This is a genomic window from Desulforegula conservatrix Mb1Pa (genome assembly GCF_000426225.1).
GTDB lineage: Bacteria > Desulfobacterota > Desulfobacteria > Desulfobacterales > Desulforegulaceae > Desulforegula > Desulforegula conservatrix.
Map to the genome: position 1 here is coordinate 1 of NZ_AUEY01000084.1, position 17,040 is coordinate 17,040.

At 41.3% G+C, this 17,040-nt stretch carries 12 protein-coding genes; 5 read left to right on the top strand and 7 right to left on the bottom strand.

The genetic code is table 11. From position 1 onward, the window contains the following. On the bottom strand, positions 1-149 hold a 149-nt coding region (locus K245_RS25295), incomplete at its 3' end, for a transposase (RefSeq protein WP_035277554.1). 644 nt (positions 150-793) lie between these two features. Between K245_RS25295 and K245_RS0118215 the strand changes: the two genes are divergently transcribed. From K245_RS0118215 to K245_RS0118235, 5 genes are all read left to right on the top strand, one after another. Further along, positions 794-1,204 carry a response regulator gene (locus K245_RS0118215; RefSeq protein WP_027360361.1) on the top strand — a complete coding sequence of 137 codons (411 nt, stop codon included), beginning with the start codon at positions 794-796 and terminating at the stop codon, positions 1,202-1,204. Positions 1,205-1,283: 79 nt separating this feature from the next. Continuing rightward, entirely contained in the window at positions 1,284-2,567 is a 1,284-nt protein-coding gene (locus K245_RS0118220) for a sulfite exporter TauE/SafE family protein (RefSeq protein WP_035277556.1), read from the top strand. Position 2,568: 1 nt separating this feature from the next. Beyond that, positions 2,569-3,291, top strand: a complete 723-nt coding sequence (locus K245_RS0118225) for a hypothetical protein (RefSeq protein WP_035277558.1) — start codon at positions 2,569-2,571, stop codon at positions 3,289-3,291. A 71-nt stretch (positions 3,292-3,362) separates the two neighbouring features. Next, positions 3,363-5,984, top strand: coding sequence for a PEP/pyruvate-binding domain-containing protein (locus K245_RS25300; RefSeq protein ID WP_156906841.1), 2,622 nt, complete (start codon positions 3,363-3,365; stop codon positions 5,982-5,984). Beyond that, the gene (locus tag K245_RS0118235) at positions 5,985-6,710 is read left to right on the top strand and encodes an MgtC/SapB family protein (RefSeq protein ID WP_051284371.1); all 726 of its coding nucleotides are present in this window, start codon (positions 5,985-5,987) and stop codon (positions 6,708-6,710) included. A 258-nt stretch (positions 6,711-6,968) separates the two neighbouring features. On the opposite strand, the gene K245_RS0118240 is transcribed toward K245_RS0118235, so the two are convergent. The 6 genes from K245_RS0118240 to K245_RS27410 form a co-directional block, all read right to left on the bottom strand. After that, positions 6,969-8,039, bottom strand: a complete 1,071-nt coding sequence (locus K245_RS0118240; protein WP_027360365.1) for a lipase secretion chaperone — start codon at positions 8,037-8,039, stop codon at positions 6,969-6,971. Between the two features lie 95 nt (positions 8,040-8,134). Continuing rightward, on the bottom strand, positions 8,135-9,022 hold the full coding sequence (locus K245_RS0118245; RefSeq protein WP_027360366.1) for a lipase family alpha/beta hydrolase: 888 nt from the start codon (positions 9,020-9,022) through the stop codon (positions 8,135-8,137). A 937-nt stretch (positions 9,023-9,959) separates the two neighbouring features. Then, positions 9,960-10,697, bottom strand: coding sequence for a DUF4197 domain-containing protein (locus tag K245_RS0118255; RefSeq protein ID WP_027360367.1), 738 nt, complete (start codon positions 10,695-10,697; stop codon positions 9,960-9,962). Between the two features lie 687 nt (positions 10,698-11,384). Continuing rightward, a complete protein-coding gene (locus K245_RS0118265; protein WP_027360368.1) occupies positions 11,385-13,613 on the bottom strand; it encodes a CHASE2 domain-containing protein in 2,229 nt (742 codons plus the stop codon). 290 nt (positions 13,614-13,903) lie between these two features. After that, positions 13,904-16,660 (bottom strand): FecR domain-containing protein, encoded by a 2,757-nt coding sequence (locus K245_RS0118270; RefSeq protein ID WP_027360369.1) that lies wholly within the window; start codon positions 16,658-16,660, stop codon positions 13,904-13,906. A gap of 206 nt (positions 16,661-16,866) precedes the next feature. Continuing rightward, positions 16,867-17,040 (bottom strand): transposase (locus K245_RS27410; RefSeq protein WP_198013928.1); only part of this gene is annotated, 174 nt, incomplete at its 5' end.

A 17,040-nucleotide genomic window follows, 5' to 3' on the forward strand; every position in this document is an offset into this window, starting at 1 on the left:
CTTTCTTTTTGTCTGGCCAAATCTCGAAATACATCTCCCAAATATTTCCTCAATTCTACATAAATAGTCTTTTTTCTATACTTTGGAATCCATACTACATGATACTTGCATTCCCAGGTACTATGGCTTAGGCTTTGTCTCTCGCTCATTGAAGTCTCCTTTAACTTGAACTTTAGGCGGTTCAGTTATTGGAGACTTCTTCTTATTCCAGGATCTGTCAAACTCTGTGAGTCCACCGGCAGAGCCGGGGGTTTACTTATGATTAATTAATTCTGAATTCCGGCCTTCGCAGGAATGACGGGAATCTGACTTTTTGCTACCATGTAAATTCCCCAAAGATGTAAACGCTATAGGGCGAAGTTCATTTCTTAATATTGAAAAAATAATTAACAGCTCGAAAACATAAATTTTTATAAACGAACAATTATTTTAACAAGATGAAACAAAATCAAACAGTGCGACATATATAAAACCAATGCAATATGTAAATTTTTTTTACAGTTTGTCAAATTTCATTAAAATGGGCTAAAATAAGGCAAAATGCTTTGTAAACATTGAATTGAAAATCATTTTTTTGTTTTGTTTTCTTTTGACTTTCTTGTTTTTTTAAAGTTAAAAGTATTTTCTATTTTTTAGGATAAGCTCGGAAAACAATATAAAGTTTTTATGTTTCAATATGTTTCTTTTTGTTTAAAAAGCATCTAAATACTGCCCCCTGCACATGGGCACAATAATTGCTTTGCAATTATAAGCTTCTTATAAAAAACTATAAGAAGATTTAGGAGATAAAAATATGCCTGAATCGTATAATGTTCTTTTTGTAGATGACGAAACCGATTTTCTTGATACTTTAATCAAGAGAATGTCCAAAAGAAAAATCAATGTCACAGGAGTTAAGAGCGGAGAGGCTGCCGTTGATTTTATCAAAAATATGCCGACTGATCAGCCAATAGATGTTGTGGTTCTTGATGTACGCATGCCTGGAATGGATGGAATACAGACATTAAAGGAAATCAAGAAAATAGCGCCTGAGCTGGAAGTGATAATGCTAACGGGACATGCCAATCTTGAGGTCGCCAAGGAAGGCATGGAAAATGGTGCCTTTGATTATATGATGAAGCCTGCCGACATGGATGATCTTCTTCTGAAAATCCAGGATGCTTATAAGAAAAAGAATCTCAGGGGTAAAAAGACAAAAGCCTGATTAAGAATAATGGCTACAAAGCCAATAGATATAAGTAATGGGGATTACTTCAAAACTTTAACAAAAAATTGGAGGAAAAATGAAACGAGGGATTGGGCTTTTCAAAGACCTTGGTGCTTTCCTGATGATGGGTGCGAAGGCACACGCCAAGTGGGAAATCGATGTGTCGAATACCATCATGAGGGACAAAAAAAGACTTCTCATCATAGGTCTTTTTCTCATTCCGATCATAATTGGCGGAGTAGCATTTGCTGACCAGCTGCCCGATATTCTTGGCGGTAAAAAGGCTTATGCTCCATCATTCTTCACGGTCGGAATTTTCTTTGCTTCAATTCTGATTGGCCTATGCGCTGGCCTGATCACAGGCTGTATAGGTGCAGGAGGAGGATTCATAATTGCTCCTGCCATGATGAGCGCAGGTATTAAAGGAATTCTAGCTGTTGGTACCGACCTTTTCCATATCTTTGCAAAGGCTATAATGGGTAGCGTTCTGCACAGAAAAATGGGGAACATCTCAGTTTCACTGGCAATAACCTTCCTGATCGGATCCATAGCCGGAGCGACGGGAGGTGGTATCCTGAACAGATGGCTTTACAATTTCAACCCTGTTCTCAGTGACGCTTTCATCACAACAATTTATGTTCTGCTTCTTGGACTGCTTGGCTTTTACGCTCTCTTTGACTATCTTGGTGCAAGAAAATCAGGTGACGCAGGCAGCGCTCATGGAGCAACTCCTTCTGAAGGCGCAGATCTTGGAAATCTTCCAAAGACTCTTCAGGCAATCAAAATCCCACCAATGATCCACTTTGACCAGAACATAGTTCCCGGCGGACGCAGCATTTCATGGGTTTTCCTTGTTCTGTCCGGACTCCTTGTTGGGCTTGCCGGATCCATCATGGGCGTTGGAGGCGGTTTCCTTTGTTTCCCAATCTTTGTATATGTTCTTGGAGTATCTTCACTGACCACAGTTGGCACAGACATATTCCAGATCATATTCACAGCAGGTTACAGCGCCATTTCCCAGTATGCTGTCTATGGTTTCATTTTCTACACACTTGCAATGGGAATGCTTATTGGCTCTCTCTTTGGCATCCAGATTGGAGCACTCAGCACAAGAGTTGTTCCAGGAATAACAATACGCGGCTTTTACGCGATGTCTGTTCTTGCAGGCTTCGTGAACAGGTTCTTTGCTCTTCCTGCCAAACTCAACGAAGCCGGCTATATCAAAATTGCCGCTGAAACCGCAATGTTTCTGGATAAAATAGGAGTAGTAACCTTTTTTATCGTAATCTCAATTTTTGCTGTGTGGGTTATCGGAACATTCCTGATGAATCTTGGCAAGCTGACTGGCAAGGAGGCATAAGATGGCACAAAAAGACTCTGCAACTCTAAATAAAGGCATTGGCCTTCTGGTCAGCTTCATAATAATTTTCATTCTGATATTTGTCCCGGTCAAGGATGGAAAGAATTCCCTTAATCTTCTTGATGATCTTTACAATCAGATCTCCAAGGGTTCTGCAAATTACAATGAAAAAGTAAAGACAGAAGCAGCAAAAGAATTCAGCAACGAGACATTTTCAGCCAATATAAAGCTGAAAAATGAAGCCATGGCCAAAAATGCTGAAACCATATTTGTTAAAAACGGCTTTACTGCGGTTGCGACAGGGGCTGAACTGAAACTTGAAGGGAATTTTCTCCAGATTACAAATGTAGCCATTGATGACGCTTCCTTAATGTACAAAAATGACGGAGCTTCAATCAAGACAAAATATGGTTATGACGAACGAGAAGTCCTCTACACATGGTCTGAGTCTTTTAAGGCCATGGATAAATTCCTGACCCATGACATTGTGACAAACACTGATGAGGCCGTAAAAAGCAATGATAAAAAGATGCTCAATTTCCTGAAAAAAATGCCTTCTAAAACAGTGGAATGCGCGTACAATTATTACAAAATTGAGCCTGTGAAGATCAAGGACAAAGTGGGTATGGTTCTGTTCTCACTGATATTCTATGTGATCTACACACTCTGGTATGGATATGCTATACTCTACATATTTGAAGGTCTCGGACTTGAAACTCACTAACGCAAAATTTTAGTGTACAGCCTCCGGATCATATGGTCCGGGGGCTTTTTTTTTATATTTAAGGGGTGAACATGATCGGAAATATTTTACGATACCTGGGATTCAAAAAAACTTTCATCCATCATGACGACGAAGAAGCAGAACAGATAAGAATTGACTTCAAAGACCGCTATCACAATTTCAAACTCCTTCTAAATGCAAACAACAAAGCCCTTGAAATTATGGGAGATATAGAACAGGCCCTCCAGGGTGATGAGCCTTTTGGCATGGCCTTTATCAGAAGTAATGTAACAGCCGTTTCAGTGAATGTTTTCAAACTGATCAAATACCTGTGTGAGCTTTCTCCGGATAAGTACGAAGAACTTTTTGATCGTTTTGAAAGCATTCAAAATGAAATTTCAGGGCTTATTGAACATAAAAAAACAATTTCAGACCCCAATTTTGTACTTCCTTTGGAACAGATTTATAAAGAATCCGCCGATTCCACAGGCAGCAAAATGGCAAATCTTGGGGAACTTAAAAACAGGATAGGACTTGAAGTTCCAGCTGGATTTGCAGTGACATCAAGCGCGTATTACCGTTTTCTTTCTCACAACGATATCCAGGCAGAAATAAACAGAAGATTCATTGCCGCAGATCTTTTTAATATGGAAGATCTCTACAAGTTGAGCTCAGACATACAGCTTATGATCATACGAGGAGAAATACCGGACGACCTGAAGCATGACATGATGAATCTCTGGAAGATTATGGAAAGGGAGAAAGGCAATAATCTTAAAGTAGCGATGAGGAGCAGTGCGCTCGGAGAAGACGGAATAAAAAGTTCCTTTGCTGGGCAGTACAGATCCGAACTGAATGTCAGCCCGGATCATTTTTTCCATTCCTACAAAGAAGTTGTTGCCAGTAAATACAGCCTCCAGGCCATGTCTTACAGGTTAAACCGTGGGTTCCGAGACGAAGACATTGCCATGTGCGTTGGCTGCATTGAGATGATTGATGCTGCGGCAGGCGGAGTAATATATTCCAGAAACCCTTTGAATCACATGGATGACACCATCTTCATAAACTCATCATGGGGGCTGCCCAAGGTCATAGTAGACGGTGGGGGAAACTGTGACACAATTAAAATCTCAAGGGGTGAATCTTTAAAAATTACAGGCAGGGATATAAAAACAAAAGAAACCAAGTATATCTGCCTGAACGAGGAAGGCATAAGCAAGATAGATACTAGTGAAACTGAAAGAAACAGCCAGTCAATTTCTGATGAAACGGCCCTGATGCTTGCAGACAAGGCAATCAAAATAGAAGAATACTATGGAGTACCCCAGGATATTGAATGGGCAATCGACACAAATGGTAAAGTGTATTTCCTTCAGTGCCGGCCTGTAATACAGATTGAAAATGAAATCCCTGAATCATGCGAGCTATCTCCTGAACTTGGGGAAAAGATAATTGAACAGGGAGGAATTACAGCAAGTCCTGGCACCGCATGCGGAGTTGTCCATATTGTGAGCAAGGGCCTTGATGTTCTCGAATTTCCTGAAGGAGCAGTGCTCGTCACCCAGCAGGCACTTCCGCGCTGGGCTTCAATTCTTAACAGGGCATCAGCAGTAATAACTGAACAGGGCAATTTTGCAGGACATCTTGCCAGCGTAGCAAGGGAATTCAGAATCCCTGCAATTTTTGGTATAGCCGGAATTACAGAAAAGCTCAAATCAGGTGAAACCGTAACAGTGGATGCCATAAGTCATACAGTTTACTGCGGAAGAATTGAAGAGCTTCTTGCAAGAAAAAAAACATCAAGACATATAATGGATGGAAGTCCTGTTTTTGAGACCTTGCAGAAAATCAGCAGACACATCATTCCTCTTAATCTTGTCGATCCTGATTCAACGGAATTCAAACCATATAGCTGCCTTACCTATCATGATATAACTCGCTTTGCCCATGAAAAATCAGTAATAGAAATGTTTGATTTCGGAAGGAAACGCAAATTCCCGGAAAGATCTTCAAAACAGCTTCATTACAAAGTACCCATGCAGTGGTGGATATTGAATCTCGATGATGGATTCAAGGAGGAAGTCAGAAACAAATATGTAAAGATAGAAAACATCGCCTCTGTGCCAATGCTTGCTTTGTGGGAAGGAATTATTGCTGTGGTGTGGGATGGGCCTCCTCCCATTGACGGGAAAGGGCTGGCTTCAATCATGTTTCAGGCAACAACAAATACGGCCCTTAATGTTGGCACAAAATCAAAATACAGCGAACGTAATTATTTCATGATCTCAAAAAATTTCTGCAGCCTTAGCACAAGGCTTGGATTCCACTTTTCAACGCTTGAGGCGCTTGTTGGTGAGAGAAGAATTGAAAATTATATAAGCTTCAGATTTAAAGGTGGTGCGGCTGATTTTGAAAGAAGGGTTCTAAGGGTTAAATTCATAGGAGAGATACTTGAAGAATACGGATTCAGGATTGAATCAAGGGAAGACTCCATGTCGGCAAGAATAGAAGGATATGACCAGGAGGTTATGAAGGACAAGCTTAGAATACTGGGATATCTGAATATCCACACAAGGCAGCTTGATATGATAATGACCATTCCTGCGAGGGTTAATTATTATAAGAAAAAAATGTTCAAAGACATAAATGAAAAAGTGCTTAAGAACGCAGATGTGCCTGACAGGGAGCAATAAATGTCATTCAGCATTGATTTACTGAATAATTTTGCAGATCAAGAATACATCAAAATCATATCCCACCTTACAGCTGCGCTTATTGCAGGTGGGATAATTGGATTTGAAAGAAGTTTCAGGGGAAGGCCGGCCGGCTTCAGAACCCATACCCTTGTATGTCTTTCATCAAGCCTTCTTATGCTGGTCACACTATACCAATGGAAATGGCTTCCAGGGGTTCCACTGGATACTGTTAAGACCGATCCTACGAGGATGGCCCAGGGTATAATGACAGGCATTGGTTTTCTTGGAGCCGGAGTAATATATAAGGAATCATATTCTGTGAGGGGCCTCACAACGGCAGCCTCAATATGGATCACGGCAGCAATTGGGATTCTGCTCGGAGTAGGTTTTTATTTTCCGGCAGTGGTTGTTACCGCACTTACCATCGGAGTTCTTGCGGCATTTCGCTGGATAGAAAGAAAAATGCCTACTGAGAAGTACATTCATCATCATATCCGCTTTAACAGAAACAACCCCATTCCTGAAGAGGCTCTCAGAAAGCTGCTCGCAAATCATGGTTTTTCCGTGTCAAACATGAGCTATAGAATTACGAATAACGGACAATTCATTGAATACAAAACTGTCCTGGAGACCACCGACATTGAAAATACCGCACGGCTATCTGAAACTCTCAGAACCATGGAAATTGTCAGGGAGTTCAGGATTTCTCCCACCGGCGACTGATATTTCAATTTTGATGGACTCGCAAAAGTCAAATAAAGGCATCTTCGTCATGCCGGACTTGATGCGGCATCTGTTTATTTTCAGACACCTCTTGATTTCGGCCTGCGCCTGAATGGCGGAAAACAGACTTTTTGCGGCGTCGTCAACCATGCAGGATTATTTTTAGTTATGAATATCAAGTAATTATTTATATATACCCTTCACTTAAAGGGGAACAGCAAAGCCTTTAAAATCGGGACTAATCGTCTTTAAAGGGAGCTACCTGGAATATTTTGCCCTAATTTCCTCTCCGCCATGTCTTATTTCTTCACGTCTTTTAAACGCTTCACTTTCCTCTCTGAAATATCTTGTCTGAAGGCTTTCGATGGCTTCTTTTTTGTCTTTTTCACTAAGATTTGCAGATGCCATAATTTCTGCTTCTTTCTCTCTGTACTGACTTTCAGATTCTTTTTCTGATTTTATCTGTCTGTCAATATCTTCGAGTCTTGCCAAAGTATCTGACGAAAAAAACTGTTGTCTAAACTCAGCAATCTTTTCTTCCCGTTCTTCTTCGGAGCCCATTTCATTGAGATCCTTACTATATATTTCGAGCTTTTCCCTATATTTATTGTATGGTGTCTGGATGGACTGAACCTGTTCAGCATTTTCTTCCCACATATCCGATGTAAGTTCTTTGAGTGAATTTTCCTTCTCAACACCATAAAGTTCATTATTGCTTACTATTGAACCTCGCCTCAGAGAATACTCTCTTGCTTTTATTTCTGCTCCATACAGCCCGTCAGCCATCTCTTCTCCAAGCATATTGCGCCTGAAATCCTGAACCTTAGAAAGCCTGTCAAGGATCTCATCAAGGGTTTTAGGCTGGCCAAATTCTGAAATCTTTTTTGCAAGCTCTATTTCACAATCCAGATATTTTTTGTATATTGCATAAATTCTCTCGGCCTCATTTTGGGGCATAACGGATATAAGATATTTCCATACCTCACTGCAATGACCGGCAAGGTTTGTTGCTGAATTATATTTCGATTGAAGAAACCTGAAATATTTTAGAACCATGGGCCCCCTGCCATCTGACCAATCAGAAGATTCCTTTTCAGACTTCCCATGCTCCGGCTGGTTCACTTTTCCTGTTATCCCCATTTGCGATGGATCAACACCCTCAAAATCAATTTTTTGTCGCAGGCTGTTCAAATCACTCATGCTTATGCCGTCATCCTTGTCAAAGATGTATTTTCCCGCATTTCTTTTTTTTAATAATACCCCGGCTCCTGCAATAATGATTATAAGAATCCCAAGGATGGCTAACACCTTTTTCTTTTGAAAAGTCATAAACAGCACCACATTATAGAATATCAGAAAATTTTTATGAAAATAAAGCGTGGAGAATGGGTTGACCCCACTCCCCACTAAAAGCCATGAAAAAATCAGTATCCTCTGTTCTTAAGATCACTGACCACACCCACGTAAAATTCAGGAGCACTGAAACCAGGAGTAACTCCAAATAGCTGACCAACGATATTAAGATGGTCGCAACCAGGGCTATACCAGGCTGCGTCCTGAACGCCTCTGAAATTGCCCCATTTTGCACTTTCAACACTGACAAGGCCGTCATTTGCGCCTTCCTTAGAAAGCATTATCAGCCATGTGGGCTCAAGAATGACACTTGGACAAGAGGTCTTGGCTTTTGCAGCCCAACTCTGATAGTAAACTCCCGCAACGTCAGGAGTTCCAGGGTTGAATACATTTTTCATATAATCAGTGGTCAGGTCCCAACCATTCTGTAACGTGTCAGGGTTGGTGTCTCCGAATACGAAAGCGTAGATAAAATCAAGTGATCCAGCCACTGCCGGCTTAAGTGATTCAGGTATCCCATACATCACCATATCAGCAATCGCACTGCCACGATGAGGCCCTGCGATGCCAGTGTAGCTTGCCACTTTTGAACCAATCCCAAGATTTGAGATTGCGTACCTTGTATAAAGAGTGCCGTGGGAATGGCCTATGATATTTGCTTTGGATTTGCCTGAAACAGCAAGAATCTGAAGGAACTGTTCCTTAAAAGACTCAGCCTTGGCTGCGGTTCCATCCATTCCGTTAACTGATGTGATATAGACATCGGCGCCTTCATCTTCCAGAGCGTCCTCAATACCCCACCAGTAATCAACAATACCCAAAATTTCTGCGGAAGCGCCCATACCATGAGCAAGAACAACTGGAAACTGGGTGGAACAGCTGTTTCCTGAACCAGATGCAAAAACACTAACTGGCAATGCCATAAAAACAAAAAACATAAATAGCCTTAATGATTTCATTTTTCCCCCTTGGATAATTTGTTGTGCTTTTTATATTAAAGGGAGATGCCTCCCTTTACCGGGCATTTGAATGTTTCCTCTGATCAGGAATAATCAAAAAATTTCGGCAAGCTTACCCTCAAAAAAAATCCCATTCCAATAAATATAGTTTCAATCATTAAGGAGGGGTCAGTCTCTTTGAAAATTGGAATAGAAAAAAACTAACTATAGAAGATGTGCCAAACCCGACATCAAGCCTTGGTTCATTTAGTCTTAAAAATGTTAATAAAAGAAAATAGAACCTTATCATACAATATTTAAAAAACCATGGATTAAATACATGAACAACGTTCATGGATTAATTAATATTCCATCGGATCGCATTGTGTCAAGAAAAATATCCTTATCAATACCGGCCATCAAGCCTATATTTTTTTCATTTTATCAGGAAGTTAATCATCTGGATTACCCCATATATCTTCCGCTGTGATTTAAATATAGTTGTTTATTACAGGTGAGAAGCCATTTTTATAGTAATTAAGACCAATAAAAAAACAATTAAAAACAGTCTATAAAATATTCGTATTCGAACAAATACTACAGACTTTTTTCAAAAAAAATCACATGCGCTGGGAAATAAAAGGCCGTGTTTCCCTTATTCCAATTTTGATGGACTCGCAAAAACTAAAAAAATGCGTCGGCGTCATGCCGGACTTGATCCGGCATCCAGTGACTTGAGCCACTTCTGGATTCCTGCCTGCGCCGGAATGACGGTAATCAGAATTTTTGCGACCTTGTCAATTTTAAATCAAGAGTGCATTGATTCCCATGGATGTGAGGGGCGGGGGATTTAAGTAGCTTTTACAAAAAACCACAAAAAAATAAACAACCACATAGCAAAGCCGGTGGTTGTTTAGTGTCATTTTGCGAGTTCATCAATTCATGAATCCGAAAGGTGTCAGTTCGACCCGAATACTTTTTTCAGAATGTCAGATGCCCTTGCTGCAGGATTTTCCCTTATCTTCATTTCTTCCTGTGCAATGAGATAGAAAAGACCATCCAGAGATTTCTGGGTGATGTACTGATCAAGATTCGGATTTACCTGCGATTGCCCCGTCAGCAAAGTAGTCTTGTTGTAAACTGATGCAATCGGGTCCCAGTATTTGGTCACATCGACGGTCTGTATGGCATTTTTTACAACAGGAGTAAATTCTGTAACCAGAGCGCTCTGGGTCTTGGATTTCAGATACTCTGTGGCTGCGTTATTGGGCCCGCGAAGTATGCTCATACCATCACTAATACTCATATTGACAATGGCATTCTTAAAAATAGGCAGGGCTTTTTTAGAACCTTCCTCTGCTGCACGGTTCAGGGATTGTTCAAAGTCCTTTGTCAGGTTTGCGAAGCCCAGTTGCTCCACAGTAGTCTTTACCTTTGCAGCCTCAGGAGGAAAAGGGATACGGATTAAAGGGTTTAAATTAAACCCGTCAGTTTTCGAGGTAAGTTCGGTGGAATTCATTGCTCCAACGATAAGAGCTTCCTTCAACCCCATGATAATTTCATCGCTTGTAAGTCCGCCACTGGCTGCGGAAGCAGCACTTGAAATCTGCTTTGCAGGGATTTGTTTTAATACTTCAACACAGCTAACCAACATGAGGCATGATAGCGAAATGATTAAAAAGATGATTTTTTTCATATGTTTTTCCCCTTTCGTTGCCGGACATCACATCCGAACTCTGTAGCTTTTTCTAAATATGAACCATTTATTGCCAGCGTTGCTGGCCTCATGATCTCCAATCAACAGACCGTATATAACCAGAGGCTTGTGTTCAGATTATTTGACTATGGTCTGCCTGACAGAGATATGAATAACGCCTTGCTTAAGAACCTGTAAACGTTTTTTTCATGCCGTTCTTTACTATACGTAGCTTAAATTTTTTAAAAAGTATTCCTTGATTGATCATATTCATGAACTGAACCTTTGATTCAAAGGCACAACTCGTTTGAATGGCAAGCCTGTTGTTGCATTATTATTAGAATAACAATATTGAAAAAGAGTTTTCCAGACCTGTCCCAAAACTTTTATGTTTTTTTATTACGAGTTGACAAGGTCGCAAAAAGCCCTATTACGGTCATTCCGGCGTAGGCCGGCATGACGCCAATGCCCCTTTTTGAATTTTTGCGAAACCATCACGAGTTGAGAACATATGTTTTTCAAGCAAAAGAATCCATAACCGAAAAGTTTTTGCCAAGCTTTTTTCAAAAAGCGGCCTTTGACCTTTCATCTAACAGAAGAGTTCCATGTATGGCGATGTGAAGTATAGATCTGATTATTTAAGATTCTTTTTATTCTGACTGCCAAAACAGAATTCATACTTTCTTTTCATTTTTCAGAAAAAACATGAACTCCATCCCAATTCTCAGGAGGAGGATCTGATATAAAACCTGAAATTCTGTCAAGATAAACCATATAAAGTCTGCTTGGATTTGCAGCGTTCAGCTCATTAATTATCCTTCCGGCCTCAACAAAATCCATTTTTCTGTAAAAATGAACCGCAGCTTCAAAAGCGGCCACTTCATCAACAACATCTTGTGAAGGCGTATCTTCACAAATGGGTTCAAAAATTCTAATGGATTTTTCTTTACCTTTAACCCTTACAGTATCAACATACCTGAAAAAAATACCATCGCCAGCCGCCATCATTGAGCTTTCTGAAACTAGAATATCAGTACCGTAGTTTTTATTCAGTCCTTCAAGTCTGGAGGCAAGATTCACTTCATCACCAATCACAGTATACTCGAATCTTTGATCGCTACCAAAATTGCCTACATTTAGATCGCCAGTATTTATTCCCATTCCGGCTGTGATAAGGGGAAAACCTGATTTCTTCCATTCTTCCCCCAGCGTATGCAAAGCTGATTGCATTCTTAATGCGCTTTTTATTGCGTTGGCAGCGTGGAATTTGTCCTCGTGAGGAGCATTCCATATGGCCATTATGGCGTCGCCAATGTATTTATCAACCATGCCGTTATGTTCCAAAATTATATTGCTCATCGCGGTAAGATATAGATTAAGAATCTTTGCCAGCCTGGATGAAGTCATATTTTCAGAAATGCCGGTAAAATTCCTTATGTCACTGAAAAAAACAGTGATATTCCTTTGCTCGCCCTGCAAGGAGAGGCTTTCAGGATGAAGCATAAGCTGATTTACAACCCCGGGCGAGACATACTGGGAAAAAGCCCTGAAAATGAATCTTTTTTCCCTGTCCTGAAAGAAATACTTGAAGAGCGTTATAGTAATAAACATCATAGAGATTACAAGCACAGGATAAACCATACCGACAAGTTTACGCTGCATAAAATATAAATAAAAATCACCGACCACCAAGATACTTACAGCGCCTATTCCCACAAGAGCGCTGGTAAAAGGCCCGGTATATGAAAGCAGAAAACCCATCAGAGATCCGCCGATGATTATGGTGAGATATGTCAGAGCAATTTCCGCAAGTCTGTCATAAATAAACGGATCTCCTTTAAGAATATTGTCAGCCACGTTTGCCTGTATCTCAACTCCTGGAACAGAACCTGAAAAAGGAGTTGATCTCAGATCATGAAGACCTGCGGCAGATGTGCCTACAAAAACAAATTTATTCTTAAGCCTGTAAAGCCCTTCGCCGTTTATTATGTCAACAGCTGAAAGAGTCGGAAATACTCTAGGCCTGCCCCTGTAGTTAATGGCTATCCTGCATTCATTGTCTGTCGGTATGAACCTCTCAGAAAGGGATATTCCAAGCACTGCGTTTCTGTAACTGGTTTTCTGGGTGGATGCATTTATTATTATTTCTGGCAGGTTGAGGCCTGTTCTTACTGTTTCAAGCGCAATGGATGGGTAGGGAACATTATTATAAGTAATGAAGAGCGGAACTCGATGAATCACGCCGCCAAGATCGGGAACAACATTGATGAACCCTTCGGTCCCGGCCTGGGACACATCAGAATTATTCAAAATCACTCCGCTTGCCTTGATAAGATTAATATCTTCAAAGCCAATGCCTCTCGGTAATATTCTGATAGAAGCAGAAGGGAAAGGCGCTTCTCCGGCAGGCTGACCGCCACTAAAGGTAAAAACATAACCAAGGCATGATGGCGCTTTGGATAGGGAGTCTCCAAATCTTGCATCAAAATTCAGTCTTGGATCAGACAGGATTTCTGGTTTAGTATTTTTGAAAACCCCTGGCATCCGCTCTTGCAGCGTATGATAATAAAAAGCCGGGGCCAATCTGTCATGTTCTGGAAAAACCATATCAAACCCCATGGAATACGCGCCTGCTTCGGTAATCTTTTCAACAAGCACTGCCATAAGATCCCTTGGCCAAGGCCATTGGCCAATTTTTTTCAGACTCTTTTCATCAATATCAACTATGACGACTTCACCTGATGGGGCCTCATCTCCACGAACCCTGAACATAGCGTCATAGATCTGCTTGTCCAGGGCAGCAAGAAACCAGTATTTCGTTCCGCCCATATAATAATAGTATGATGACGCCAGCAAAGAAAGCACCAGGCCAACAAGGAAGGGTGTTGGTTTTAGAAGTCGTTTTAATGTCTTCATTTATATAGTGCCTGAATATACTTCACATCGTCATAATTTGAACTCTTCTGTTAAATGGAAGGTCAAAGACCGCTTTTTGAAAAAAGCTTGGCAAAAACTTTTCGGTTATGGATTCTTTTGCTTAAAAAAAATATGTTAGCAACTCGTCATAAAAAACCATAAAAGTTTCGGGAAAGGTCTGGAAAACCCTTTTTCAAAAGGGTTTTCCAGTAATGATGCAACAACAGGCTTGCCATTCAAACGGCCTGACTCATTTCAAATGTTCAAGCTGTGACATTGATGAGTATATATTATGGCGCCCGTTTGATACCAGCTCCAAATACCCCCATTATGTTTCCATCCTGAAGTTTGGCACCGAATGAACCAGCTACGCTGTCAGCATTAGGCCCGTAAAATGCCCCATTAACATTCCCACCCTGACTATTGGTAATATTTGCGTGAAATGCTGTCCCTGCAATCCTTTCAGATTGAAATTTAAGCAAGATGCCCTTGTCAGCAAAATTTATGTCGCCTGCAAGCTGGGAAACGGCCGAAGGACTGAAATCCACCTGCATCCTGGATGTGCCCTCGAGATTACCAATCTGATGAACATCTGTTATTGTCCCTGGAGCAGCTGTCCATACGCCCATTGCCTTACCTTCATACAGCCCCTTGAAACCAGTCTGCCTTAAATCGTTCATCTTCGATTCAGGAGTCATTTCTCCGGCCACCCACATGGATCCAGGCTGATGCAGATGATATGGTGTTTTGACATCTCCGGTAGTTTCATCATAACTGAGTTCCCAATAACCCCAGGAAGTATAATCAGCCAGCTTTCTTTCAGCCAGATCAGTTACGAGATAATTACCGTTGGGTTTGAGGCCTAAAACCGTCCCATCAGGAGATTTAACGGAATTAGGACCGTCAATCATTGCCGCGAAATTCTCGTCATTAATATATGCTGACATATTGCTTCCGCCGATGCGGACATCAGACAGAGCTGCGCCTGAACCCTTAATGTCATTTGCTCTTAAAACACCGTCCAGCGTACCTTCGTCCCTGTTTACAGCAATTGTAAAATCCTCAGGCAAGCTGTTCATGAAATATCTTGAGTCTCTGTCAGGTCTGTCCATATTTTCTGATATTCCAAAAGCAAATCCCTGAAGCCTTGTTGTTCCTGTTTTTGAAGGAGCTGTTTCAGGGTTTCTGAATCCGGCCGATGTGATCGAATAACCACCAGACGGATTTAGCTGATCTCCCTGAAGCATGACAAGCTTTCCTCCTGATAAGAAACCTACACCGTCAAACTGGGAACCATAAAACTCCCCCTTAAGCTCTCCCTGCACCCAGACAATTGGAGAATATCCTGAAAGACTTAAATCATAGGAATTTCCCACCGAAGCCGAGCCATCTGACTGAGTTTCAATCGGTATTGTAATCTCCGGTCGATAGTATCCGAAAGCCAGGGCATTTTCGATAACAGGAATATCTGGATTGATATCTCCTAAAACAATTACAGGCGAGCCTTTTTCCGTTTGAATGTCTTCTCCGGCAACAACCTTATCAGGCTCTCCCATATTGTTTGCAAAACCAAAAATTTTATTGTTATGCCAGTTGGCCATTAATTTCATGTCTCCGTTGCCGGCATTGCTTTCCTGATTCCCCATGGCACCAAATTCTGCGTAACCTATGGCAGGCCCCTTAAATACTGAAATACCGTTTATAGGCCTTCTTTCCTGCAAAGCCTTGACTCCGGCAAATGCTATTTCAGAATAAAAAAATCTGTCCGGATCCCTGAAATAGCTGAAATCATCCATACCAAAAATCAGAAAGGTTCCTGTTGATGAATACCCCATACTCATATTATCAGGAGTCTCTTCAAGTCCATCGATTACCCTTTTGCCCGGAACATTTTCAAGTTTCTGAAATCCGGTATATGGCGCTGAAACATCCCTTGGAGGGAGAGGAAGTTCAAAACCGGTTTTTTCTCCCTTATTGTTCTGAACAAAACCTGATGCATGATCCTTATATAGATATGCCTCCACTATTCCTATATCAGAATAAAGGGTTGATGGATCAGTACTGCCTGCTATATCAGTAAAATTCTGCTGCCTGCCCTTGGCCATGATTCTCTGCTCTGTCTGTACTGCTGTGTTTAATATGTTTTCAGTGTTCGTGTTTACAATATTGTGGACTGTGTTAAACGGAAGAGGATCTGTATTCATAACACCAAGGACACCAGGCGTTGACGGCTTTGGGCCTAATTGTTGCAAAACAGGCGGCCTGGGTAACTGTAGAGGCGGAAGCATTGGTTTTTGCTCCTGTGGCCCTGAAGGTTTTGAGTCGGCAGGCTTTATGCCTGCCTGAGACATTCCGTCTTTCGGCTTTACACTTTGGGAGCTTCCTCCGGGCTTAGTTTCATCAGATTTTACATCAGCATTTTCTCCGGGCTTACTCATCTGAAGGATATTTTGAAGTTCGTCATCAGCAAAATTCCTTGGAGTTTCAGGTATTGACTTGAAATCAGTAACTATTGTACCAAAGCCAGGATTTGTGATCGCAACATTCCCTGCTGAATTAAATATATCTATCCCCTTCCCCCCAAGAAAAACAATGCTCAACTGCTTATTTTTCAAAGTAAAGGCGAACATGGAGCCTCTTATTCCAATTGTTGCTACAGGGGTTTCAGTAACAAAATTTTCCGGGGATTCCTTGGCTATGGAACCTCCCATGATATGAAAGACACCTTCCTTGACATTTGTCTTAATGGTTCCACCACGCTCAGCCAAGGAATACTCTTCTATCTTGATCTCGCTGTCAGCGCCCATGCTTATAATTGTATTATCACGAAACATGACCTGTAGTCTGGCTTTCTGACCTGTGACAATTACATCATCACTGAAAATCTGACCTTTAAAAGCAAGCGGCCTCCTGATCTGATCCGCTCCCACTGCCTCTGCCGGGCCACGGATTGCAGCGATCTCTCCAACAGAAGTTGGAGCTGCAACTGATAAGGATGTCCATAAAACAACAATGCAAAAAAACATGGCTGGTATGAATCTGTTCATAAAAACCTCCTGAGAGTTTTCTTCTCACTTGCATCTTCCTAAATCGCGTGTTTCAAACATGACAAGGTCGCTAAAAGTCCGATTACAGTCATTCCGGCGCAGGCCGGGATCCAGGAGTGGTTGGAGTCACCGACCACCGGCAAAGCCGGTGGCATGGAATTCTGAACCGCTCAAAGCGGTAAAAAATGGGGATCACCTAAAGGTGATTAATCAAACAGTCTTAACTGTTCAATTCTGCGGTCCTCATATTCTTGTTTTCTAATATACTCTCGAACCGCCAGCTCATCTTTGCCAACTGTCGAGACATAATAGCCTCTTGCCCAAAAATTCTGACCAGTAAAATTTTTTTTCCGGCCACCATAATTCCTTGCAGTGCTTAT

Bases quoted from the DNA above. Each gene is read 5' to 3' on its own strand.
- K245_RS0118245 (WP_027360366.1), bottom strand. From the start codon at position 9,022: ATGAAATCATTAAGGCTATTTATGTTTTTTGTTTTTATGGCATTGCCA.
- K245_RS25300 (WP_156906841.1), top strand. From the start codon at position 3,363: ATGATCGGAAATATTTTACGATACCTGGGATTCAAAAAAACTTTCATC.
- K245_RS0118270 (WP_027360369.1), bottom strand. From the start codon at position 16,660: ATGAACAGATTCATACCAGCCATGTTTTTTTGCATTGTTGTTTTATGG.
- K245_RS0118235 (WP_051284371.1), top strand. From the start codon at position 5,985: ATGTCATTCAGCATTGATTTACTGAATAATTTTGCAGATCAAGAATAC.
- K245_RS0118265 (WP_027360368.1), bottom strand. From the start codon at position 13,613: ATGAAGACATTAAAACGACTTCTAAAACCAACACCCTTCCTTGTTGGC.
- K245_RS0118255 (WP_027360367.1), bottom strand. From the start codon at position 10,697: ATGAAAAAAATCATCTTTTTAATCATTTCGCTATCATGCCTCATGTTG.
- K245_RS0118225 (WP_035277558.1), top strand. From the start codon at position 2,569: ATGGCACAAAAAGACTCTGCAACTCTAAATAAAGGCATTGGCCTTCTG.
- K245_RS0118215 (WP_027360361.1), top strand. From the start codon at position 794: ATGCCTGAATCGTATAATGTTCTTTTTGTAGATGACGAAACCGATTTT.
- K245_RS0118220 (WP_035277556.1), top strand. From the start codon at position 1,284: ATGAAACGAGGGATTGGGCTTTTCAAAGACCTTGGTGCTTTCCTGATG.
- K245_RS0118240 (WP_027360365.1), bottom strand. From the start codon at position 8,039: ATGACTTTTCAAAAGAAAAAGGTGTTAGCCATCCTTGGGATTCTTATA.